21 protein-coding genes are annotated in these 19,504 nt (G+C 74.5%); 8 read left to right on the forward strand and 13 right to left on the reverse strand.

Annotated features, from left to right (window positions below; translation table 11 throughout):
- The first annotated feature begins 32 nt into the window (after positions 1 to 32).
- Both ACQEVU_RS03510 and ACQEVU_RS03515 read left to right on the forward strand, forming a co-directional pair.
- Positions 33 to 1,427 carry a class II 3-deoxy-7-phosphoheptulonate synthase gene (locus ACQEVU_RS03510; protein WP_433320428.1) on the forward strand — a complete coding sequence of 465 codons (1,395 nt, stop codon included), beginning with the start codon at positions 33 to 35 and terminating at the stop codon, positions 1,425 to 1,427.
- Positions 1,420 to 2,451, forward strand: a complete 1,032-nt coding sequence (locus tag ACQEVU_RS03515) for a threonine aldolase family protein (RefSeq protein ID WP_433320431.1) — start codon at positions 1,420 to 1,422, stop codon at positions 2,449 to 2,451. Before ACQEVU_RS03510 ends, ACQEVU_RS03515 begins: the two co-directional genes overlap by 8 nt.
- Positions 2,452 to 2,512: 61 nt before the next feature.
- Here ACQEVU_RS03515 and ACQEVU_RS03520 read toward each other — a convergent pair whose 3' ends face one another.
- The 4 genes from ACQEVU_RS03520 to ACQEVU_RS03535 all read right to left on the reverse strand — a co-directional run bounded on the left by ACQEVU_RS03520 (position 2,513) and on the right by ACQEVU_RS03535 (position 7,498).
- On the reverse strand, positions 2,513 to 3,742 hold the full coding sequence (locus ACQEVU_RS03520; RefSeq protein ID WP_433320434.1) for an MFS transporter: 1,230 nt from the start codon (positions 3,740 to 3,742) through the stop codon (positions 2,513 to 2,515).
- Between the two features lie 277 nt (positions 3,743 to 4,019).
- Positions 4,020 to 4,886, reverse strand: a complete 867-nt coding sequence (locus ACQEVU_RS03525) for a deoxyribonuclease IV (protein WP_433320437.1) — start codon at positions 4,884 to 4,886, stop codon at positions 4,020 to 4,022.
- 13 nt (positions 4,887 to 4,899) lie between these two features.
- Positions 4,900 to 6,852 (reverse strand): protein kinase domain-containing protein, encoded by a 1,953-nt coding sequence (locus ACQEVU_RS03530; protein ID WP_433320440.1) that lies wholly within the window; start codon positions 6,850 to 6,852, stop codon positions 4,900 to 4,902.
- A 34-nt stretch (positions 6,853 to 6,886) separates the two neighbouring features.
- Positions 6,887 to 7,498 carry a hypothetical protein gene (locus ACQEVU_RS03535; protein WP_433320443.1) on the reverse strand — a complete coding sequence of 204 codons (612 nt, stop codon included), beginning with the start codon at positions 7,496 to 7,498 and terminating at the stop codon, positions 6,887 to 6,889.
- Positions 7,499 to 7,552: 54 nt separating this feature from the next.
- Between ACQEVU_RS03535 and ACQEVU_RS03540 the strand changes: the two genes are divergently transcribed.
- The 3 genes from ACQEVU_RS03540 to ACQEVU_RS03550 are packed head-to-tail and all read left to right on the forward strand — an operon-like array spanning position 7,553 to position 8,681.
- On the forward strand, positions 7,553 to 7,900 hold the full coding sequence (locus tag ACQEVU_RS03540) for an Rv2175c family DNA-binding protein (RefSeq protein ID WP_433320446.1): 348 nt from the start codon (positions 7,553 to 7,555) through the stop codon (positions 7,898 to 7,900).
- Between the two features lie 2 nt (positions 7,901 to 7,902).
- Positions 7,903 to 8,223: a lycopene cyclase domain-containing protein gene (locus tag ACQEVU_RS03545; protein ID WP_433320449.1), complete on the forward strand. Its 321-nt coding sequence runs from the start codon at positions 7,903 to 7,905 to the stop codon at positions 8,221 to 8,223.
- Positions 8,220 to 8,681: a lycopene cyclase domain-containing protein gene (locus ACQEVU_RS03550; protein WP_433320452.1), complete on the forward strand. Its 462-nt coding sequence runs from the start codon at positions 8,220 to 8,222 to the stop codon at positions 8,679 to 8,681. The genes ACQEVU_RS03545 and ACQEVU_RS03550 overlap by 4 nt, the downstream gene beginning before the upstream one ends.
- On the opposite strand, the gene ACQEVU_RS03555 is transcribed toward ACQEVU_RS03550, so the two are convergent.
- Both ACQEVU_RS03555 and ACQEVU_RS03560 read right to left on the reverse strand, forming a co-directional pair.
- Positions 8,617 to 9,681: a polyprenyl synthetase family protein gene (locus tag ACQEVU_RS03555; protein ID WP_433320455.1), complete on the reverse strand. Its 1,065-nt coding sequence runs from the start codon at positions 9,679 to 9,681 to the stop codon at positions 8,617 to 8,619. The genes ACQEVU_RS03550 and ACQEVU_RS03555 overlap by 65 nt on opposite strands.
- A 10-nt stretch (positions 9,682 to 9,691) precedes the next feature.
- Positions 9,692 to 11,830: a helix-turn-helix transcriptional regulator gene (locus ACQEVU_RS03560; RefSeq protein WP_433320458.1), complete on the reverse strand. Its 2,139-nt coding sequence runs from the start codon at positions 11,828 to 11,830 to the stop codon at positions 9,692 to 9,694.
- A gap of 203 nt (positions 11,831 to 12,033) precedes the next feature.
- Here ACQEVU_RS03560 and metF point away from each other — a divergent pair, with 203 nt between their 5' ends.
- Together metF and ACQEVU_RS03570 are read left to right on the forward strand one after the other, a co-directional pair.
- Entirely contained in the window at positions 12,034 to 12,954 is a 921-nt protein-coding gene (gene metF, locus ACQEVU_RS03565) for a methylenetetrahydrofolate reductase [NAD(P)H] (RefSeq protein ID WP_433320461.1), read from the forward strand.
- On the forward strand, positions 12,938 to 13,603 hold the full coding sequence (locus ACQEVU_RS03570; RefSeq protein WP_433320464.1) for a CDP-alcohol phosphatidyltransferase family protein: 666 nt from the start codon (positions 12,938 to 12,940) through the stop codon (positions 13,601 to 13,603). Before metF ends, ACQEVU_RS03570 begins: the two co-directional genes overlap by 17 nt.
- A 21-nt stretch (positions 13,604 to 13,624) precedes the next feature.
- On the opposite strand, the gene ACQEVU_RS03575 is transcribed toward ACQEVU_RS03570, so the two are convergent.
- Positions 13,625 to 14,068: a MarR family transcriptional regulator gene (locus ACQEVU_RS03575; RefSeq protein ID WP_433320467.1), complete on the reverse strand. Its 444-nt coding sequence runs from the start codon at positions 14,066 to 14,068 to the stop codon at positions 13,625 to 13,627.
- A gap of 66 nt (positions 14,069 to 14,134) precedes the next feature.
- Here ACQEVU_RS03575 and ACQEVU_RS03580 point away from each other — a divergent pair, with 66 nt between their 5' ends.
- Complete coding sequence (locus ACQEVU_RS03580; protein ID WP_433320470.1) at positions 14,135 to 14,500, forward strand: hemerythrin domain-containing protein; 366 nt, start codon at positions 14,135 to 14,137, stop codon at positions 14,498 to 14,500.
- Here ACQEVU_RS03580 and ACQEVU_RS03585 read toward each other — a convergent pair.
- Genes ACQEVU_RS03585 through ACQEVU_RS03610 form a run of 6 tightly spaced genes read right to left on the reverse strand, consistent with a single transcriptional unit; the run spans position 14,484 to position 19,485 of the window.
- A complete protein-coding gene (locus ACQEVU_RS03585; protein ID WP_433320473.1) occupies positions 14,484 to 15,947 on the reverse strand; it encodes a phytoene desaturase family protein in 1,464 nt (487 codons plus the stop codon). The genes ACQEVU_RS03580 and ACQEVU_RS03585 overlap by 17 nt on opposite strands.
- The gene (locus ACQEVU_RS03590; protein WP_433320476.1) at positions 15,935 to 17,008 is read right to left on the reverse strand and encodes a glycosyltransferase; all 1,074 of its coding nucleotides are present in this window, start codon (positions 17,006 to 17,008) and stop codon (positions 15,935 to 15,937) included. The genes ACQEVU_RS03585 and ACQEVU_RS03590 overlap by 13 nt, the downstream gene beginning before the upstream one ends.
- On the reverse strand, positions 16,996 to 17,733 hold the full coding sequence (locus tag ACQEVU_RS03595; RefSeq protein ID WP_433320479.1) for a carotenoid biosynthesis protein: 738 nt from the start codon (positions 17,731 to 17,733) through the stop codon (positions 16,996 to 16,998). Before ACQEVU_RS03595 ends, ACQEVU_RS03590 begins: the two co-directional genes overlap by 13 nt.
- Positions 17,730 to 18,266, reverse strand: a complete 537-nt coding sequence (locus ACQEVU_RS03600; RefSeq protein ID WP_433320482.1) for a GNAT family N-acetyltransferase — start codon at positions 18,264 to 18,266, stop codon at positions 17,730 to 17,732. Before ACQEVU_RS03600 ends, ACQEVU_RS03595 begins: the two co-directional genes overlap by 4 nt.
- Positions 18,263 to 18,949 carry a monooxygenase gene (locus tag ACQEVU_RS03605; RefSeq protein ID WP_433334770.1) on the reverse strand — a complete coding sequence of 229 codons (687 nt, stop codon included), beginning with the start codon at positions 18,947 to 18,949 and terminating at the stop codon, positions 18,263 to 18,265. The genes ACQEVU_RS03600 and ACQEVU_RS03605 overlap by 4 nt, the downstream gene beginning before the upstream one ends.
- A gap of 47 nt (positions 18,950 to 18,996) precedes the next feature.
- Positions 18,997 to 19,485, reverse strand: a complete 489-nt coding sequence (locus ACQEVU_RS03610; protein WP_433320485.1) for a YbaK/EbsC family protein — start codon at positions 19,483 to 19,485, stop codon at positions 18,997 to 18,999.
- Positions 19,486 to 19,504 lie beyond the last annotated feature (19 nt).

Raw genomic sequence — 19,504 nt, forward strand, 5'->3', positions numbered from 1 at the left:
CGCCCGCCGGTTCCCTCGGTACGCTTTGCCTCATGCGGCAGGAGTGGCACCACTTCACTTACCCCGGTCCGGAGATCTCGCGCGTCGCCGTCCCGGGCAACCAGGACGACGACGAGTTCGGCCTCGACCGGTGGCGGACGCTGCCCCGGGCCCAGACCCCGCCGTGGCCGGACCAGCAGGCCGTGGACGAGGTCGGGCAGCTGCTTTCCTCGGTACCGCCGATCGTCGCCCCCTACGAGGTCGACCAGCTGCGCGAGCGCCTGGCCCTCGTCGCCGACGGCAAGGCGTTCATGCTGCAGGGCGGCGACTGCGCCGAGACCTTCGCCGACAACACCGAGGCCCACGTGCTGGGCAACGCCCGCACGCTGCTGCAGATGGCCGTGGTGCTCACCTACGGCGCCTCCTTGCCGGTGATCAAGATCGGCCGGGTCGCCGGCCAGTTCACCAAGCCGCGCTCCTCGCCGCTTGACTCGCTGGGCCTCCCGGCGTACCGCGGCGACATGATCAACTCGCTGGACCAGGACCCCGAGGCCCGCGTCGCCGACCCTCAGCGCATGGTCCGCGCCTACGCCAACTCCTCCAGCGCGATGAACATGCTGCGGGCGTACCTCGGCGGCGGCATGGCCGACCTGCACGCCGTGCACGACTGGAACAAGGGCTTCGTGGTCACGTCGCCGGCCGGCCAGCGCTACGAGGCCATCGCCCGCGAGATCGACCGCGCGCTGCGCTTCATGCAGGCCTGTGGCGTCAACGACGACGAGGCGCTGCGCACCGTCACCCTGTACTGCTCGCACGAGGCGCTCGCGCTGGAGTACGAGCGGCCGCTGGTGCGCATCGCGGGCGGCCGGCCGTACGGGCTGTCCGGGCACTTCCTGTGGATCGGCGAGCGCACCCGCCAGCTCGACGGCGCTCACGTCGACTTCATGTCGCGCATCGCGAACCCGATCGGCGTCAAGCTCGGCCCCACCACCTCGCCGGAGCAGGCGATCGAGCTGTTCGAGCGGCTCAACCCGCAGAACATCCCCGGCCGCCTCACGTTCGTCTCCCGCATGGGCAGCACGAAGGTCCGCGACGCGCTCCCGCCGATCGTGGAGAAGGTCACCGCGGCCGGCTGCCGGGTCGTCTGGCAGTGCGACCCGATGCACGGCAACACGCACGAGTCCTCCAACGGGTACAAGACCCGCCACTTCGACCGGATCGTCGACGAGGTGCTGGGGTACTTCGAGGTCCACCGCGAGCTCGAGACCCACCCGGGCGGCCTGCACGTCGAGCTGACCGGCGAGGACGTCACCGAGTGCCTCGGCGGGGCGCAGGCCATCGTCGACGAGGACCTGCCGGGCCGCTACGAGACCGCCTGCGACCCGCGCCTCAACACCCAGCAGTCGCTCGAGCTGGCGTTCCTGGTGGCGGAGATGCTGCGTGGCTGACGTCGTCGTCGACTTCCGCTCCGACACGCTCACCCGGCCGTCGCCGGCCATGCGCGAGGCGATGGCGGCGGCCGAGGTGGGCGACGACGTGTTTGGCGAGGACCCGACGCTGCACGAGCTGCAGGAGTACGTCGCCGGGCTCTTCGGCCACGAGGCCGCCCTGTTCGCCCCGAGCGGGACGATGGCCAACCAGATCGCGCTGCAGCTCGCCGTCCCGCGCGGCGAGGAGCTGCTCTGCGACGCCGCCGCGCACGTCGTGACCGACGAGATCGGCGCGGCGGCGGCGATCGGCGGCGTGTCGACCCGCACCTGGCCGTCCGCCGGCGCCGACCTCGACCCGGCGGTCGTGGCCGACATGATCCGCCCCGACGGCTTCGTCGCCGTGCCGACCCGGGCGATCGCCGTCGAGCAGACCCACAACCGCCAGGGCGGCGCGGTCATCCCGCTGCCGGCTCTGCAGGCCCTGCGCAAGATCACTTCCGACGCCGGTGTACACCTGCACTGCGACGGCGCCCGCATCTGGCACGCCCACGTCGCCGACGCCGTGCCCCTGGCCACCTACGGCGCCCTCTTCGACTCGCTGTCGGTCTGCCTCTCCAAGGGCCTCGGCGCCCCGGTCGGCTCGCTGGTCGTCGGCTCCGCCGAGCGTATCGCCGCGGCGCGCAAGCTGCGCAAACGCATGGGCGGCGGCATGCGGCAGGCGGGCATTCTGGCCGCGGCCGGCCTCTACGCCCTGCGCAACAACATCCCGCGCCTCGCCGAGGACCACGCGCGGGCCCGCCGCCTGGCCGACGCCCTCGCCCCTTCGGGCGTGGTCGACCCGGCGCGCATCCGGACCAACATCGTGCCGCTCGACCTGTCGGGCGCGGCGGTGGACGGCCCGGCGTTCGCGGCGGCGGCGCGCGAGGAGGGCATCCTGGTGTCGGTCCTCGGCCGCCGGTTGGTCCGCCTGGTCACACACCTGGACCAGACGGACGACGGCATCGACCACGCCGCGAAGGTCCTGCCGACACTGGTCCGATAAACCCGCCGGAGGGCGACGCTGCCCGCACCCTTTGCGCAGCCGAGATCCGTCCGAGCCAAGATCATCGCGATGGCGGCGCTTCATTCGATAAATCCGGCGCTGGCGCGCCAGATTTATCGGATATTTCCCCCGGCAGGTCATATGTCCGGTTCGCGGCAGCCAGGGCCAGCGCAACGCCCGCGACGACGCACGTCACCGCCCCGGCGAGGATCATCGCGCCGTCGGCGTGCAGCAGCGTCACCAGCGGCGAGGCCGCCGCGGTGCCGACGCCGATCGCCGTCTGCACGATCGCGCCCGACGCCGCGAAGGCCCGCCCGTGCTGCGAGGCCGGCGTACGCCCGCTGATGAGCGCGCTCTGCGCAACGTTCACGAGCCCGTTGCCGACCCCGCCGGCCAGCGACGCCCCGAACGCCAGCGCAAGGTTGGGCGCGAGCCCGATCCCCGCGATCCCGGCCCCGCTCAGCAGGTTGCCGAGGGCCACGGCGGTCTGGGGCCGCAGCCGCATGCGGGGCACGAGCTGCGACCCGGCGAGCGCCCCCACCCCCCAGAGCGTCAGATAGAGCCCGTACCCCGAGTCGCCCGCCCCCAGCTGCCCGACGAACCGGAACGGCGCCGCGACGTTGTCGATCACCCCGCTGCTGATGGCGATCGCGCTGCCGATGAGGGCCGTGCGCAGGACCGCGTCGCCGAAGATCAGCCGCAGGCCGCCGCGCGGCTTCTCGACCGACGCCGGGTGCGCCGCGCGCCGACGGGCCCGCAGGCCGAAGCACGCGAGCGTGAGCAGCGCGAACGTGGCGGCGTCGACCAGGATCGCGACCGTCGGGCCGAACGCCCCGGTGAGCAGCCCGCCCGCGGCCGGCCCGGCGATCCAGCCGAGCCCGGTGCCGGCGCCCAGCCGGGCGTACCCCTGCTCGGCCGGGCGCTCGCCCATGATCGCCGGCACCATCGCCGAGGTGGCCGGCCGGACGAACGCGGACAGCGCGGTGATCCCGGCGAAGAGCGCGACGATCGCCCACAGCGGCTTCGCGAACGCGAGCGGCACGCACAGCGCGGCCTGGCCGGCCAGCGCGACGAGGAGCACCGACCGGGTCTCGAACCGGTCGACGACCCGGCCCGTCAGCGGGGCCAGCACGACGTAGGGGATGAGCTCCGCGGCGAGCAGCCCCGCCACCCAGCCGCTGCCGTGCGGCTGCAGGCGCAGCAGCAGCGCCACGAGTGCGGCCGCGTCGCCGGCGGTGGACACCGCGAGCCCGATCGCCAGCAGGTTGAGGTCGCGCCGGTCGCCTTTCACCGCCGCAACCTACCGTGCCGCCGCGGTCGGGGGAACTCCGTGCCGACTTACGCCCCGTCGGGGTATAAATCCGACAAGTCGTGGCGCGGAGCGCCCGACTTGTCGCAAAAGCCGACCTGGGCCCGTCCTGCCGATCATGCCGGCCCGCGCCGGGCCCAGATTCCCCGCCCAGGCCGGCCCGACGCGCTGCACCGGGCCGGCCCAGCGCAGGCGCTGCCCGCGCAAGCCGGGTTACAACACCGGTAGCCAGGCACGCGCAGGCGAAATCGGGCAGGGGCTAGGGGAGCGAGCCGCGCAGCAGGGCGATGTCGGCCGCGTGTGACGCCGAGTCCGGGCCGCCTGGGGTTTCCACGATCAGCGGTACGCCCCGCGCCGCCGGATGCGCCAGCAGCTCCGCGAACGCCGGGGCGCCGATCGTGCCCTGGCCCAGCGTCTCGTGACGGTCGCGAAGCGAGCCGCAGGTGTCCTTCGAGTCGTTGGCGTGGATCAGGCGCAGGCGGTCCGGGCCGGCCGCGGCGACCAGCGCGTCCAGTGTCGCCGTCATGCCGCCCGGCGTGGCCAGGTCGTGGCCGGCCGCCCAGGCGTGGCAGGTGTCGAAGCAGACGCCGAGGTGAGGGTGGTGGTCGACGGCCGCCAGGTACTCGGCCAGGTGCTCCACCCGCGACGCCAGCGACCGCCCGCCGCCCGCGCTCGGCTCGACCAGCAGCGGGGGCAGGCCCTCCCGTTCGGCCCGGTCGAGGACGGGGAGGAGCACCCGGCGTACCGTCGAGAAGGCGGTTTCGGCATGCTTCGCGTCGACGGCGGAGCCGGCGTGGAAGACGACGCCGCGGGCGCCGATGTCGCGGCCCCGGCGCAGCGCGTGCTCGAGGGTGGCGATCGAGCGCTCGACCGTCGCCTCGGTGGGGGAGCCCAGGTTCACGAGCAGGGCCGCGTGAATGTACGCCGTGACGCCCTGGTCCGCGCAGCCCTTCAGGAACGCCTCGTCCTGCTTCGCGTCGCCGGCGGCCAGGGCCCAGCCGCGGGGGTTGGAGACGTACACCTGGACCGCCGACGCCGACGTCTGCTCGACGTAGCGCAGCGCGGCCCTGGCCAGGCCCCCGGCGGCGGGTGCATGCCCGCCGACCGGGGTGACGACCGCGTCCATCAGTAACAGCCCATTAGAAGAACGCGAAGAGCTGGACGTGCTGTCCGGGCACCACCGGCGTGCCGGGCTGCGGGTTCTGCTGGCGCACGGTGCCGAAGCCCTGCGCGTCCACGACGAAGCCGAGCGCCTCGAGCTGGGCCTTGGCCTGGTCGAGCGGCATGTTGCGGACCTCGGGCATCGGGATCTGGGCCGGGCCCTTGGAGATCTGCAGGTCGATGACCATGCCGTCGGTGACGCTGTTGCCGTCGCCGATGCTCTGGGAGACGACCTCGCCCTTGGGCTTGTCGCTGTCGACCTCCTCGACCTTGCCGACCTGGATCTTCACCTTGCTGAGGTCGTTCTTGGCCTGTTCGATCTGCTTGCCGATGACGAGCGGCACCTTGACCGGGTTGGGGCCCTTGCTGACGTAGACCGTGATCGCCTGGCCGGGCTGCACCTGGGTGCCGATCTTCGGGTCGGTGTCGACCACGTAGCCGGCGGGCACGGCGTCGTCGAACTTCTCCTGCTTGTTGCCCACGAGCTTCATGGCCTGCAGGTCGACCTGCGCCAGGTCCCAGACCTTGCCGGCGATGTCCGGCACCTTGTACACCTCGGGGCCCAGCGACAGCGTCAGCGTGATCGTGCCGCCGTCGAGGATGCGCCCGCCGGGCGGCGGGTCCTGGTCGAGGACCTGGTCCCGGGGGATCTTCGCGTCGAACTTCGGGTCGGCGAACTTGACCTTGAAGCCGGCCGTGGTGGCCAGGTGCGCGGCCTGGTCCTTGGTCTTCGTGGTGAGGTCCGGCGCGTCCGTGTACCGCCCGACGCCGAACCAGTAGCCCCCGACCGCGACGAGCAGGCCGAAGGTCAGCATCGCGGCGATCACGGCGAGCCGGGTGCGCGGGTTGGCGTTGATCCGCTCGAGCAGCGCGGCGATCCCGCCGCCGGGCTCCGGCTCGGTGCGGTGCCGCCGGCTGACCGCCTGCGCGGGCGCGGAGCTGGGCAGCCGGGCCCACGACGGGCGGTGCGTGGCCTGGTAGGTCTGCGGGACCGACTCGACCCGCGGCACGACGACGGTCGGCGGCGCGACGGGGCGCGGGCGGGCGTTGATCGCGGTGCCGATGTCGTCGCGGACCGCCTGCACCTCGGCCAGCAGCGCGCCGGCGTCGGTCGGGCGGCCACCGGGGTCGCGGCGGGTGGCCCGGGCGACGAGGTCGTCGACCTGCGGCGGCAGGCCCGGCACGTACCGCGAGGGGAAGGGCACGTCGCGGTCCACGTGCTGCCAGGCGACCTCGACCGGGCGGTCGGCCTCGTAGGGCACCCGGCCGGTGAGCATCTCGAAGAGCACGATGCCGGCGGAGTACACGTCGGTGCGCGGGTCGGCGTGCCCGTCGGTGACGAGCTCGGGCGCGACGTACGCCACCGTGGCCATCAGGTGCGAGCCGGTCTCGTCGGCGCTCGCCTCGACGGCGCGGGCCAGGCCGAAGTCGGCGACCTTGACGACGCCGTCGATGAGGTTGTGCGACTCGCCCGGCGACTCGGCGACCAGCACGTTCTCCGGCTTGACGTCGCGGTGCACGAGCCCCGCCCGGTGCGCGGCGGCGATCGCGGCGAGCATCTGCTCCATGATCGCCAGGGCCTCCTGCGGCTGCAGGCGGCGCCGCTCGGCGAGCACCTCGCGCAGGGTCCGGCCGCGCACGTACTCCATCACGAGATACGGCAGCCCGTGGTGCGTGCCCTGGTCGTACACGGCGACGACGTTGGGGTGGGTGAGCCGGGCGATCGTCTTCGCCTCGTCGGTGAACCGGTCCACGAACTGCGGATCACGCGACTGCGCCGGGTGGATGATCTTGAGCGCGACCGTGCGCTCCAGGCGCTCGTCGAGCGCCGTGTAGACCGTCGCCATGCCGCCCTTGGCGACACGCGACCGAACACGGTAGCGCCCATCTACAAGCGCACCGAGCAGCGGATCGGCGACCGTGGTATCCATTGGCTGCGAGTGTACGGCCGGAGGGGGCGAATCCTCAGCGCCCGCCGCTGTCAACGCTGTTTCGTCCCCATTTCGAGGACTTTGTCGCGGTTGGTGACGGCGACGAACTCGACACGGAGGGTGACGGGGAGGCCGTCTCGCTGGGGTTCGGGCTCGCCGACGGCGTCGGGGTGCTCTCCGGCGCCGTGGTCTGCTGCGTGGGTACGGAGACCGGAGCCGGAATTTCCGGGGCGGCCAGGACCGGGGCCTGGGTCGTGCGCCGCACCTGCGGGCGGATCTGGGTCGGCGCGGGCGCCGGCGGCCGGATCGCCGAGGGCGACCCGCCGGCCGGGGCGGGTGCTGCCGGCGCGGCGACCGGCGCCTCGTAGGGCTCGGGCCGCAGCGCGGCGAGGCTGCCGGCCACGGCGAGGTAGGTGCCCGCCGCGCCGCCGGCGACGAGCAGCGCCACGCCGGTCGTGGCGGCCACCCGATTTCGGTACGGGCCGCGCATCACGTGCTGGCCGCGGTGGTGGCGCGGCCCGAAGTCGGCCGTCTCGGCCATCCGCAGCCGGACGCTGCGCTTGCGGGTCGCGTGCCGGGAGATGTCGTAGCACGCGGAGCGCCAGGCACCGGCGACCTCGCGGTGGACCTTGAGCCAGAGCCCCACTGCCTCGTTCCCTTCTTTTCGCCGTCGGCGGCCTTGTCGCTTTAATCTGCAGAGGTGAACGAACAACTTGTCGGCCCGGCGGAATGGCTGACCATGCCCGAGGTCGCGGAGCGCCTCGGCATCCCCGTCAACCGGGTGCACCAGCTGGTCCGTGACCGCTCCCTGATCGCCGTGCGGGAGAGCGGCGTCCTGCGCGTCCCCGCGGACTTCATCACCGAGACCGGTGTGGTCAAGCACCTTCCGGGCGTGCTGACGTTGTTGTACGACGCTGGGTACAACGACGCTGAGGCCCTCCGGTGGCTGTACACCCCGGACGAGTCACTGCCCGGCACCCCCGCGGCGGCGCTGCGCGGCAACCGGGCGACCGAGGTCAAGCGGCGCGCGCAGGCGCTGGGCTTCTGACGGTGCGCTGGACCTACCTGCTGGTCCTGGCCGGCTGCCTGGCCGGCGCGCTGTGGCTCGAGCCGCTGCTCAAGGTGGGTGTCCTGCGGCAGGTGCGGCGGCTCGTGCTGACCGTCGCACCGGTCGCGGCCGTGTTCGTGGTGTGGGACCTGCTCGCCGTCCACGCCGGCCACTGGACGTTCGACCGGCGCCAGATCACCGGCGTCGTCCTGCCGGGTGGCCTGCCGATCGAGGAGGTGCTGTTCTTCCTCGTCGTGCCGGTGTGCGCGATCCTCGGCTTCGAGGCCACCCGCCAGACCCTGCGCCGCTGGTCGCGCCGATGACCTACACCGCGGCGGCCGCCATCGGCGTTGCTTCGGCAGTGGTACTCGATGTGCTCCTCCTGCGCACCCGGCTGATCCTCGGCCGTGTCTTCTGGTGCGCGTACCCGATCGTGTTCGTGTTCCAGCTGCTGTCCAACGGCATCCTGACCGGCCGCGGCGTGGTGCTGTACCGCCCGTCGGCGATCATCGGCGTACGCCTGGTGCACGCCCCCGTCGAGGACTTGGCGTTCGGCTTCGCCCTGGTGCTGGCCACGCTCTCGCTCTGGACCCGCCTCAAGCCACTCGCGCCGCCGGCTTCGGCCGACCCGTTGCCCGGCGCGCCGCCGGCTTCGGCCGACCGGGCGCCCGGCGCGCCGCCGGCTTTGGCTGACCCGGCGCTCGGGTCGCCGCCGGTCAAACCGCCCGCTGCGTCGCCGCCTGCGCCAGGCCGATCAGAACCTCCCGCGCCTCTCGCGTGATCTCCGCCCGGTCGAGCGCGTCGAGCGCGGCCCCGGTCAGCTGCTCGATCCGGTCCTCGGTGCGCCGCAGCGCCCCGCTCTCCACGATCGTCTTGCGCAGGAGCGCCACGCCCTGCTCGTCGAGCGCCGGGTCCCCGAGGTGCTCGTCGAACACCTCCGCGCCCGTCCGCTCGATCGCGGCCGCGATGAGGTACGTCCGCTTCCCTTCGCGCAGATCGTCCCCGGCCGGCTTCCCGGTCACGGCCGGGTCCCCGAACACCCCGAGCACGTCGTCCCGCAGCTGGAACGCCTCCCCGAGCGGCAGCCCGAACGCGGAGTAGGCCCGCGCGACGGCCGCGTCCCCGCCGGCCAGCGCGGCCCCGAACACCAGCGGCTGCTCGATCGTGTACTTCGCCGACTTGTACTGCGCCACGAGGCTCGCCCGGGCCGTGGACGTGTCGCCGGTGACCTGCGTCTGCACGTCGAGGTACTGACCGATCGTCACCTCGGTCCGCATGTCGTCGAACACCGGCCGCGCCCGCATGAGCGTCACCGGATCGAGCCCGCTGGCGTGCAGCATCTCGTCGGACCAGACCAGGCACAGGTCCCCGAGCAGGATCGCCGCCGAGGTGCCGAACCCGTCGCCGTCGCCGCGCCACCGGTTTGCCCGGTGCAGGTTGGCGAACCGCCGGTGCACGGCCGGCTCCCCGCGCCGCGTCTCCGACCCGTCCATCACGTCGTCGTGGATGAGCGCGCTGGCCTGCACGAGCTCGAGCGCCGCCACGGCCGCCACGATCTCGTCGCAGTCCGCCCCGCCGGCCCCGCGATACCCCCAGTACGCGAACGCCGGCCGCAGCCGCTTCCCCCCGCCGAGCACCAGCGCCTCGATCGCGTCCGCGACGGGCGCGAGGGCCACGGCCTCGATCTCGCCCAGCCGCTCGCGCCGCCGCCGCAGGAACTCACCGAGCGCCAGCCGGACCCGCTCACGGAGCCCGAGCCGATCGAGATAGGGGTGCGTCACGGCTGAGACGCTAACGCGAACTCGTCCGCCATGCCTCGCCGGTGCCCTCCCGGCCGCGTCGCTCCCGCCGGATCGATTCGTACATTTCCGAAAAGTCGCGGTAGTTGCCCGCCCCGGACAGCCCGCCGCGCACGCTCGCCAGCTCCCGCATGACGCGGGCCGACCCGGACGAGACCCCGTCCACCAGCGCATCGATCGCCGCCGCACAGGCCGCCTCTCGTTCCCCGGCGGCGAGCAACGCCCGCACCCGCCCCGCGTGCACCAGCCCCGCGCCCCGCAGCCGCACCCCGCCCGCCCGGTCTGCCGCGGGAGCGCGCCCGCCCCACGGCCCGCCCCGGTCGCCCGGCCACTCACCGTCAGCCGCGCGCTCGGGCCCCGCTCCGCCGGCGCGCACGGCCGGCCCGGGACTGGACCGCGCGCTCGTCCGGCGGCCACCCCCGCCCGCACCCCGCACCGCGGACGCCCGCCCGGGCCCGCGAGCCCCGGCCCCGGCCGGCGCTCCCGCGCCCCCGCCGCCCGCGTCCGGGCCGGCCGGCGGCCCCGAGCGGTCGGCGGGCGGCGTGAGCGCGGGGCCCGCCCGCCCGGAGCCGGGAGCCCCGGCGCTGATCGGAGGCCCCGCGCTCCCGCCGTCCGCGTCCGGGCCGGCCGGCGGCCCCGAGCGGTCGGCGGGCGGCGTGAGCGCGGGGCCCGCCCGCCCGGACCCGCGAGTCCCGGCCCCGGCTGGAAGTCCCGCGCCGCCGCCAGGTGCGTGCGGGCCGGTCGGCCGGCCCGAGCGGCCGGCGGGCGGCGTGAGCGCGGTGGCCAGCAGCGGGAGCGCGAGCCGGTGCCGGCCGAGCGCCGCCTGGCAACGCCCCGCCGCGGCGGCGAGGTGGGCGTCGTCGAGCCAGTACAGCCAGGGCGGGTCGTGCTCCTCGGTGCGCAGCCCGTGCGCCCGCTCGGCGGCCGCCAGCGCCGCGTCGCAGTGGCCGCGCTCGCCGCACGCCGCCGCGGCCGCCGCCTGGCGCAGCCAGAGCATCGCGAGCGTGCCGGCGTCCGCGGGCGCGGCCGCCCGGCGGGCCGCCCGGGCGAGCCGCATGGCCGTGGGCCCGTCACCGTCCTCCGCGTACAACTGGGCGAGGCAGCCGAGCAGGTGCCCCGCGAGCGCCCGGTGCCCGCCCGCGACGGCCGCGCGGGCTCCCCGCCGGGCGAGGTCCGCCACCGCCCGGCCGCCGACGGCCGCGCCGGCGTCGACGCCGGTCCAGATCGCCAGCTGCGCCAGCTGTGCGACCAGCCCGAGACGGCGCCGGCCGGGCCGCTCCCCGCCGCGCCGCACCGCCGTGTCCAGCTCGTCGCGCACGACCCGCACCAGCTCCGCCCCGGAGACCAGGTCGTCCATCCGCCGCAGCTCGGCGACGCGCGCCTCGGCCCTCGCCGAGTCGCCCGGGTCCTCGTCGCGGGAGCCTCGTCGTGGGATGCCGCCCGGCGGCCCGTTGCGGCCGGTCGGGCCCGCGGCGACGTGCCGCTCGTCGCGGGAGCCTCGTCGTGGGAGGCCGTCCGGCAGGCCGTCGGGCCCGGTCGGGCCTTCGGCGACGTGCCGCTCGTCGCGGGAGCCTCGTCGTGGGAGGCCGTCCGGCAGGCCGTCGGGCCCGGTCGGGCCTTCGGCGACGTGCCGCTCGTCGCGGGAGCCTCGTCCTTGGATGTCGACCGGCGGCCCGTCGCGACCGGCCGGGCCTTCGGCGACGTATCGCTCGCCGCGGTCCATATCCAACCTTGCGTCCGATTCGTGGGCACGCCGTCGCGCCCCGTCCCGCGGTGCTTGCCCGCCGGCCGGCGGTGGCGGTCCAGCCGTCGTCCAACTGGCCGCCGATTGCGTGGATGGCAGCGGTGCGGCCGGGGCGCGGTGCCGGCGGGAGACGGCGGCGGCGCGTTCGAGGGCGTCGAGGGGCACTTGCAGTACCAGCGAGAGCCACGCCAGCCACGGCGGACCCGGAATGCGCTCGCCGCGCTCCCACCGCGACACCTCGTGGCGTGTGATTGTCGGCACGTCGGCGGCCGCGCACAGCATCTCGGCCAGGCGCAACTGCGACCGGCCGCGCGCCAGGCGCAGGCGGGTGAGCAGGGCACCGAACGTCTCGGTGGCGGCCGGGTCCTCCTCCGGCCCGCCGGGCATACCTGGCATTCCTGACATTTCGCACCTCTCTGGAACCAGCGACCCCCGTCGATGCGCGGCACCAGGGACATCGGCGGGGAGGCCGTTCGCGGCGGCCCCGCCCCACCCGATGTCCACCCCCGTTCTACCCCAGAGGTACGACAGAATCCCGGCCGCCAAAACTGGAGTGCGTATCGGGACGGGTTGGGCACTACAGTCAGGGCGTGGCTCTCGGACTTCCCTCTGTCATGGCCGGTGGACCCAAGTCGATCGGCGACCTGATCGCGCACCACGGGCCGACGTTCTCGTTCGAGTTCTCGCCCCCCAAGACGCCCGAGGGCGAGCGGCAGCTGTGGCAGGCGATCCGGGAGCTCGAGTCGCTGCAGCCCTCGTTCGTGTCGATCACCTACGGGGCGGGCGGCACCACGCGCGACACCACCGTCGCCGTGACCGAGCGGGTCGCGACCGAGACCACGCTGCTGCCGATGGCGCACCTGACCGCCGTCAACCACTCGATCGCGGAGCTGCGCAACGTCATCGGGCAGCTCGCGGGCGCCGAGATCCGCAACTTCCTGCTCGTGCGCGGCGACCCGCCCGGCGACCCGGCGGGGGAGTGGGTCCGCCACCCGGAGGGCGTGCTCTACGCCGAAGACCTGGTCCGGCTCGTCCGCGAGGCCGGGGACTTCAGCATCGGCGTGGCCGCGTTCCCGTACAAGCACCCCCGCTCGCCCGACGTCGAGTCCGACACCGCCAACTTCGTGCGCAAGTGCCGGGCCGGCGCCGACTTCGCGATCACGCAGATGTTCTTCGACGTCGACGACTACCTGCGCCTGCGCGACCGGGTGGCGGCGGCCGGCTGCGACACCCCGATCGTGGCCGGCATCATGCCGGTGACCGCCATCGGCACCATCGCGCGCTCACAGCAGCTGTCCGGCGCCCCGTTCCCGTCGGCGCTGGCCGGGCGCTTCGAGCGCATCGCCGACGACCCGCAGGCCGTGCGCCGCCTCGGCATCGACCACGCCACCGAGATGTGCCAGCGCCTCCTGGACGAGGACGTGCCCGGCATCCACTTCATCACCTTCAACCGCTCCACGGCGACCCGCGAGGTGTGGCAGCAGCTCGGCGTCGGTGCGCGGGCGGCCTGACCCGCTCCCCTGGGACGGGTACTGCGACCGCTGGTCGACGACCCACGGCGGCTACGACCCGCGCCGGTCCCCGTCGCCGGTCCGCGGCTGGCTGCGCCTGTGCCACCGCATAGGCGCGGCATTGGCCCGCCGCGGCGTGCGCAGCCCGGACGCCGTCACGACGATCGGCGTGCTGGCCTCCGCGGTCGTACCCGTACTGGCCTTCCTCGCCCCGCGCGCCGCCCCGGTCGCGGCGCTGCTGGTCCTGCTGACCGCGTTCGCCGACACCATCGACGGCGTGCTGGCCGTGGTCGCCGACCGCGCGACCCGCCTCGGCCACGTGTACGACGCGACGGCCGACCGTGTCACCGAGGCGCTCTGGCTGGTGGCGTTCGCGGCGCTGGGCGCCCCGCCGTGGCTGGCGGCGTCGTGCGGCGCGGTGATGTGGCTGCACGAGTACGTCCGGGCCCGCGCGAGCGTCGCCGGCATGACCGGCATCGGCACCGTCACGATCGCCGAGCGCCCGACCCGGGTCCTGATCGCCATGTTCGGCCTGCTGGTGGCCCCGCTGGACACCCGCGCCGCCACGGTGACCCTGGCGATCGCGCTGGCGGTGTCGCTGATCGGCTTCGCCCAGCTGATCGCCGCGGTCCGCCGCGCCCTGCGCTGACGTCTCCGGCCGCACCGGCCCTCAGGCGTCGCCGATCGCGCGCTCGTACGCGAGCAGCGTGTCCACGAACATCCGCCGCTGCTGCGCCGTGAGCGGCGACAACGCCGCCCGCCAGGCCGCCGCCCCACGCCCCAGCCAGGCGTCGATCGCCGCGTGATGCTCCGCCGCGATCGACACGATCGTCCGCCGCCGGTCGGCATCGTCCTCGCGCCGCCGCAGGATCCCCTTCCGGCTCAGGTCGCCGACCATCAGGCTCACGGTCGCCGGCGCCACCTCCAGCCGCGAGGCCAGCTCGTTGACCCCCAGCTTGCCCTCGAACAACAGGTACGCCAGCAGCGACAGGTGCCGCGGCGCCAGGTTGAACGACGCCAGCTCCGGCGGCGGCGGCGTCCGCTTCACGCGGCCGACCAGGCGGGGCATGAGCAGCAGCAGGGCCCGGATCGCGTCGTCGACCGACGTTGACACTGTCTTTCTCCTCAAATTATCTTTGATAGCAAAGCAAATATGAACGGCGCCCACCGAAGGATAGCCATGACCGACGTCGACCAGCCGGAAGTCGAGCGGCTGCGGGCCGCGGGGGCCCAGCTCGCGCGCATCCACGCCGGGCTGCGGGAGGACCTCGCCGCGGCCCGCCGGGACCCGCTCCTGCACTGCCTGACCTTCTGCGCGGCCCTCGGCGCGCACCACCGCACCGAGGAGGGCGTGTTCCCGCGCATCGAGGCCCACTTCCCCGAGCTTGCGGACGTGATCGCGCGGCTGCGGGCCGAGCACGCCGACATCGCCCGGCGCATCGCCGCGCTCGAGGAGGAGCCCGATCCGGCGGTCCTGGAGCAGCTCGCCCGGGAGCTCGAGGAGCACTTCGCCCTGGAGGAGCGCGAGCTCAGCCGGCTCCGATGAGGTCCGCCACGATCTTCGCCGACAGCATGACCAGCGGCAGGCCGCCGCCGGGGTGCACCGAGCCGCCGACCAGGAACAGGCCGGGCAGCGGGGCGCGGTTCGGCGGGCGCAGCAGGCCGCCGAGGCCGTGACTGGCCGTGCCGTAGATGGCGCCGCCGGGGGAGCGGGTCGCCGTCTCCAGGTCCGCGGGGGTCAGCACGTCGCGGAAGAGCAGCCGGTCGCGGACGTCGTGGCCGCGCGCCGCCAGGACCTCGAGCACGCGGTCCGCGTACGCCGGGGCCGCCGAACGCCAGTCGACCGCGCCCTGCGGGGCGGCGTTCACGAGCACGAACCAGGCCTCGTGCCCCGGCGGGCGGACCAGCGGGTCGTCGGCCACGGTGACGAAGACGGCCGGGTCGGCGACGGGCGACGGTGCGGTACCGAAGACGGCATCGAACTCGGCGTCGTAGTCGCGCGGAAAGAAGACCGTGTGATGGGCCAGGCCCGCAGTGCGGCCCCGCACGCCGAGCAGCAGCACGAAGCCGCCGAGGCTGCGCGCGCTTAGGCGGCGGGCGCGGCGCGGCGACGGCAGCAGGTCGCGGTACACGTGCAGGGCATCGGCGTTGGCCACCACCACGTCGGCGGGCACGCGGGCGCCGTCGGCGAGCACCACGCCGGCCGCGCGCGAGCCCGACACGGCTATGGAGCGGACCGGGGCGCCGGTGTGCACGCGCACGCCCAGGGCCTCGCAGCGCGCCAGCAGGGCGTCGGCGAGCGTGCCGAGGCCGCCGCGCAGGTACCAGCCGCCGAACTCGAGCTCGGCATAGGGGATGGCCAGCAGCGCGGCCGGGGCGCGGCGGGGATCGGCGCCCGTGTACGTCGCGTACCGGTCCAGCAGCATCCGCAGCCGCGGGTCGCGCAGGTGCGTGCGGCCCAGGGCGCGCAGCGAGCGGCCCGGCGCGATCGCGGCCAGGTCGCCGAGGCGCCACGCCAGGCCGGCCATCCGCAGCGGGGAGTCGACCGGCGCGGTCAGCACGTGGCGCCAGGACGCGGCCCAGACGCGCCCGGCCCGCCGCCACAGCCGCCGCCAGTCCGCGGCCGCCTCGGCGCCGAACGCGGCGGCGATCCGCTCCGCGAACGCCTCGCCCGCCGTCGAGTCCAGTGTGGACCCGTCGGGGAAGTGGTGGCGCACGATCGGGTTCAGCGGTACCAGATCCAGCGGTGCCTGTTCGGGATGGCGCACACCCGTCGACGCGAACAGCTCCGCGGCGACCTGCGGCAGCGTGAACAGGCTCGGGCCGGTGTCGAACCGGAAGGTGCCGGCATCGGTCTCGCGCTCGTGCCGGCCGAGCTTGCCGCCGACGGTCGCGGCCTGCTCGAACACGGTGACCCGGTGCCCGGCCGCGGCCAGGCGCGCCGCCGCGGCCAGGCCGCCGACGCCCGCCCCGATGACGATCACGGTCGCCATGTCGGTCGCCCCTTCCAGGTCGTGCGGGCGCGCCGGCGGTACGAGCGCGCGACCAGCCACGCGAACAGCACCACCGCCGCGGGATGGGCCAGCGCGCCCGGGAGCGCGCGGGCGCCGGTCGCGCGGGCGCTGACGATCCGGCCGGCGACGCCGAGCGCGTACGCGAGCAGGCCCAGCCACTGTCCGAACACGACGGTCAGGGGCAGCGCCACGTACAGCGCCAGCAGCAGAACCAGCACCGCCGCCGCCCCGGCCGGGGAGCCGAACGACGCCCAGAGGCTCTTCGAATAGCCGTCGACGAGCTCGAGCCAGGAGTCGTACATCCGGCAGCGCGCCAGGTCCGAACCGTCCGCGAGGGCGATGCGCCCGCCGGCGCGCTTGACCGCCCGGGCGAGCTCGATGTCCTCGAGGACCTTGTCGCGCACCGCCGCGTGGCCGCCGGCGCGGTCGTAGGCTTCCCGGCGTACGAGCAGGAACTGCCCACCGGCGGCGGCCAGCGAGGGGCGGGCCGAGCGCTCCATCGCCCGCAGCGGCAGGAACGTCAGCCACGACCACTGCAGCAGCGGCTGGACGAGCCGCTCGCCGGCGCCCTCGATGCGCGGGTACGGGCTGAGCAGGTCCACTGCGGACTGTCGCAGCAGGACGGCCGCGCGGTCGATCGCGTCCGGGCGCAGGATGACGTCGGCGTCGACGAAGGCGAGTACCGTCGCGGCGGCGGCGGCCTCGGCCAGCTGCTGGCAGGCGTGCGGCTTGCCGAGCCACCCGGGCGGCAGGGGCTTTCCCGCCAGCAGCTCCACCCGGTCGCCCGCGACCCGCCGCACGAGCTCGGCGGTGCCGTCCGTCGAGCCGTCGTCGAGCACGATGATGCGCACGCGCGGCGGCAGCTGCAGCAGCGCCCGCAGGCACGGCTCGACCCGCGCGGCCTCGTCGCGCAGCGGCAGCAGTACCGCCACGTCCTCCCCGGTCCGCGCGGTCGCGGGCGGGCGGCGCAGCACGCGCGCGTTGACGAGTGTGTGCACCAGCAGCGCGAGCAGGGCCGCGCACCCGATCAGCGCCGCCACAGCCGCACCGCCAGCGGGATCGCGACGAGGCCCATGCCGGCGGCGCCCCAGACGGCCGACGCGGGCAGATCCAGGAAGATCGCATGAGCCAGGATGCTCGAGGTGTACGTCCAGAGGTACATCGCGTACATCGGCGCATCCGCCCCCGGTCGGGCCGGCTCGTCCCCGAGCGCCCGGCGCAGCAGGGCCATCAGCGCCAGCGCCACGGCCAGCCAGCCCAGGTAGTTGGTGAGCGGGATGCCGCCGACCCCGGGCAGGGCCGGCGTCTCGGTGCGCCACAGCCAGTACCGCTGCGAAACCATCTGCGGATCGAGGAACAGGTCCCACGCGGCGAGCCCGGCCCCCGCCACGGCGACGCGGGCGGCCGGCCGCTCGGTCAGGCGCGTCGCCGCCACCCACGCCGGCCAGGCCATCCAGGTCCAGGCGAGGGGGATCACCAGCGGTACGCCGAGCAGCCGCGGCCCGAGCGCGCCGGTGTAGTCATAGGCGCCGAACGGGTAGCCGGTGGCGCGCCCGACGGCCTCGACGGCGAACCCGCCGCCGGTCGTGATGAGCACCAGCAGCCCGGCCGCGCGGGGCCCGCGGGTGGTGGCGGCGTGGGTCACCGACAGCAGGAAGCCCAGGACCACGGTCGCGACGACCAGCGCCGCCCTCGCCCGGCCCCCGGTCAGCGGATAGCCGATCTCAGCCAGGACCAGGGCGGCGAAACCGGCCCAGAGCCTCACAGAGGTAGCTGCCGGCCCAGGACGGCGAACGGGCGGTCGTCGCCCGGGAAGTTGAAGTGCCGCAGGACGTCGACGAAGCCGAACCGGCGGTACAGGCGCCAGGCCCTGGACGTCGCCTCGGGCGCCTCGGGCGTGGACAGCAGGACGGTCTGGTGCGCGGCGTGGGTGAGCAGCTCGTACAGCTGGCGGGCGCCGATGCCGTGCCCCTGCGCGTGCGGGCGGACGTGCAGCTCGACGAGCTCGAAGCAGTCGGCCAGCCAGTACTTGCGGGCGTCGCGCTTGAGCGCGTTGCGGACCTGGTCGTGCCACCACTGCCCGGACGTGCCCCGGTACCCGTACCCGAACCCGAGCAGGCCGTTGTCGTCGTCGAGCGTGGCGACCGCCTCGAACGACTCGCGGCGGGTGTGCCCGGCGACGTAGCCGCGGCGGGTCTGCAGGAGTTGCACGGAGTACCCCATGGCCTCGCCGTACACGGCGATGACGTCGTCGAGGCGGTCGAGGAGGTCCTCCCCGCGCCACCGCACCAGTCTCACTGGCCGTCCCTCCACCCGATCACCTCTCGGTCGCCGTCGATGCCGAGCACGCGGAACCGGGCGAACAACTCCTCCGCATACCAGCGTTGCGCGGCGGTGCGCTGCACGACCGCGGCATGCTCGGGACGACGGTACGCGAAGCGCACGACGTCCGCCGCGGAGCGCCAGACGCTCACCGTGCCCTGGAATCCTACGGGTGCCTCGCCGACGCCGAAGGCGCAGTACAGGCCCTCGGCGTCGCGCAGGCTGCGGGCGACGGGATCGATGGCTCGCCAGAACGCCACGGCCTGCCGCGGCCGCAGCCTGGCCCGCGTGAGGACGGCTACCGGTCCACTGTCCCCGCCTCCGCGGCGGCCTTGTTCCTCTTCCTCTCCCTTGTCGCCCTTGCGGATTTCCCGCTCGCCGCCATCATCCATGCCCGATTTTTCCGGATTTATGGGCGTAAAGGGCGCGGATCTCGACCAGGTGCCGCGGCTGGCGATCGGCTCGAGCGTGAGCGTGCAGCTGGCCCTCGCCCCTCGCATCGGCGGTATCACCGCTCGATCCGCAACGATCAGGGCCGCCCACCGGGTCAGGTCGGCCGCACCGACGCCGAAGTCGCTGCCGCGCCCGGTGCCCAGCAGCTTGGCGAAGTCGGCATTTTTCCGGATTTTCCGCCGATCGACGGCCATGGACCAGAACATGGCGGGCACCGCGAGCCGCGGCACCCGCCAGACGTGGAGCCGGACGATCACGCCACTTCGGCGGCGGTACCGCTGGTGACGCGCACCAGCTCGGCGTACGTGATCGGAAAGACCGCCTGCGGGATGCCGCCCGCGGCCCAGACCTCGTCGTACTGCTCAAGGTCGACGTCGACGAGCGTCCGCACCGGCTTCGGGTGCCCCAGCGGCGAGACGCCGCCGATGACCTGGCCGGTGTGCTGGCGTACGAAGTCGGCATCGGCGCGCTTGATCTTCGCCACGCCGAGCAGCGCCGCGACCTTGGCCGTGTCGACCCGGTGCGCGCCCGACGTGAGCACGAGCAGCGGCTCCCCGTCGGCGTTGAAGATCAGCGAGTTGGCGATCTGCCCGACCACGATGTCGAGCGCCTCGGCCGCGGCGGCCGCGGTGTGCACGGCCTCGGCGAGCACCTTGACCTGGCACGGCTCCCCGGCGGCATTTCGCGCACCGGCGGCATCCAGCGCGTCCTGGATCGCCTGGACATTGGGATGGGGCTGCATGCGTTCTATCTTGCCCTCC

The organism is Dactylosporangium sp. CA-139066, from assembly GCF_050936175.1.
Classification (GTDB): domain Bacteria; phylum Actinomycetota; class Actinomycetes; order Mycobacteriales; family Micromonosporaceae; genus Dactylosporangium.

Excerpts from the sequence above, each read along its gene's own strand:
- ACQEVU_RS03610 (WP_433320485.1), bottom strand. The coding sequence starts at position 19,485 with ATGCAGCCCCATCCCAATGTCCAGGCGATCCAGGACGCGCTGGATGCC.
- ACQEVU_RS03525 (WP_433320437.1), bottom strand. The coding sequence starts at position 4,886 with ATGGACGCGGTCGTCACCCCGGTCGGCGGGCATGCACCCGCCGCCGGG.
- ACQEVU_RS03585 (WP_433320473.1), bottom strand. The coding sequence starts at position 15,947 with ATGGCGACCGTGATCGTCATCGGGGCGGGCGTCGGCGGCCTGGCCGCG.
- ACQEVU_RS03560 (WP_433320458.1), bottom strand. The coding sequence starts at position 11,830 with ATGCCCGGCGGGCCGGAGGAGGACCCGGCCGCCACCGAGACGTTCGGT.
- ACQEVU_RS03605 (WP_433334770.1), bottom strand. The coding sequence starts at position 18,949 with ATGTTCTGGTCCATGGCCGTCGATCGGCGGAAAATCCGGAAAAATGCC.
- ACQEVU_RS03510 (WP_433320428.1), top strand. The coding sequence starts at position 33 with ATGCGGCAGGAGTGGCACCACTTCACTTACCCCGGTCCGGAGATCTCG.
- ACQEVU_RS03530 (WP_433320440.1), bottom strand. The coding sequence starts at position 6,852 with ATGGATACCACGGTCGCCGATCCGCTGCTCGGTGCGCTTGTAGATGGG.
- ACQEVU_RS03550 (WP_433320452.1), top strand. The coding sequence starts at position 8,220 with ATGACCTACACCGCGGCGGCCGCCATCGGCGTTGCTTCGGCAGTGGTA.
- ACQEVU_RS03580 (WP_433320470.1), top strand. The coding sequence starts at position 14,135 with ATGACCGACGTCGACCAGCCGGAAGTCGAGCGGCTGCGGGCCGCGGGG.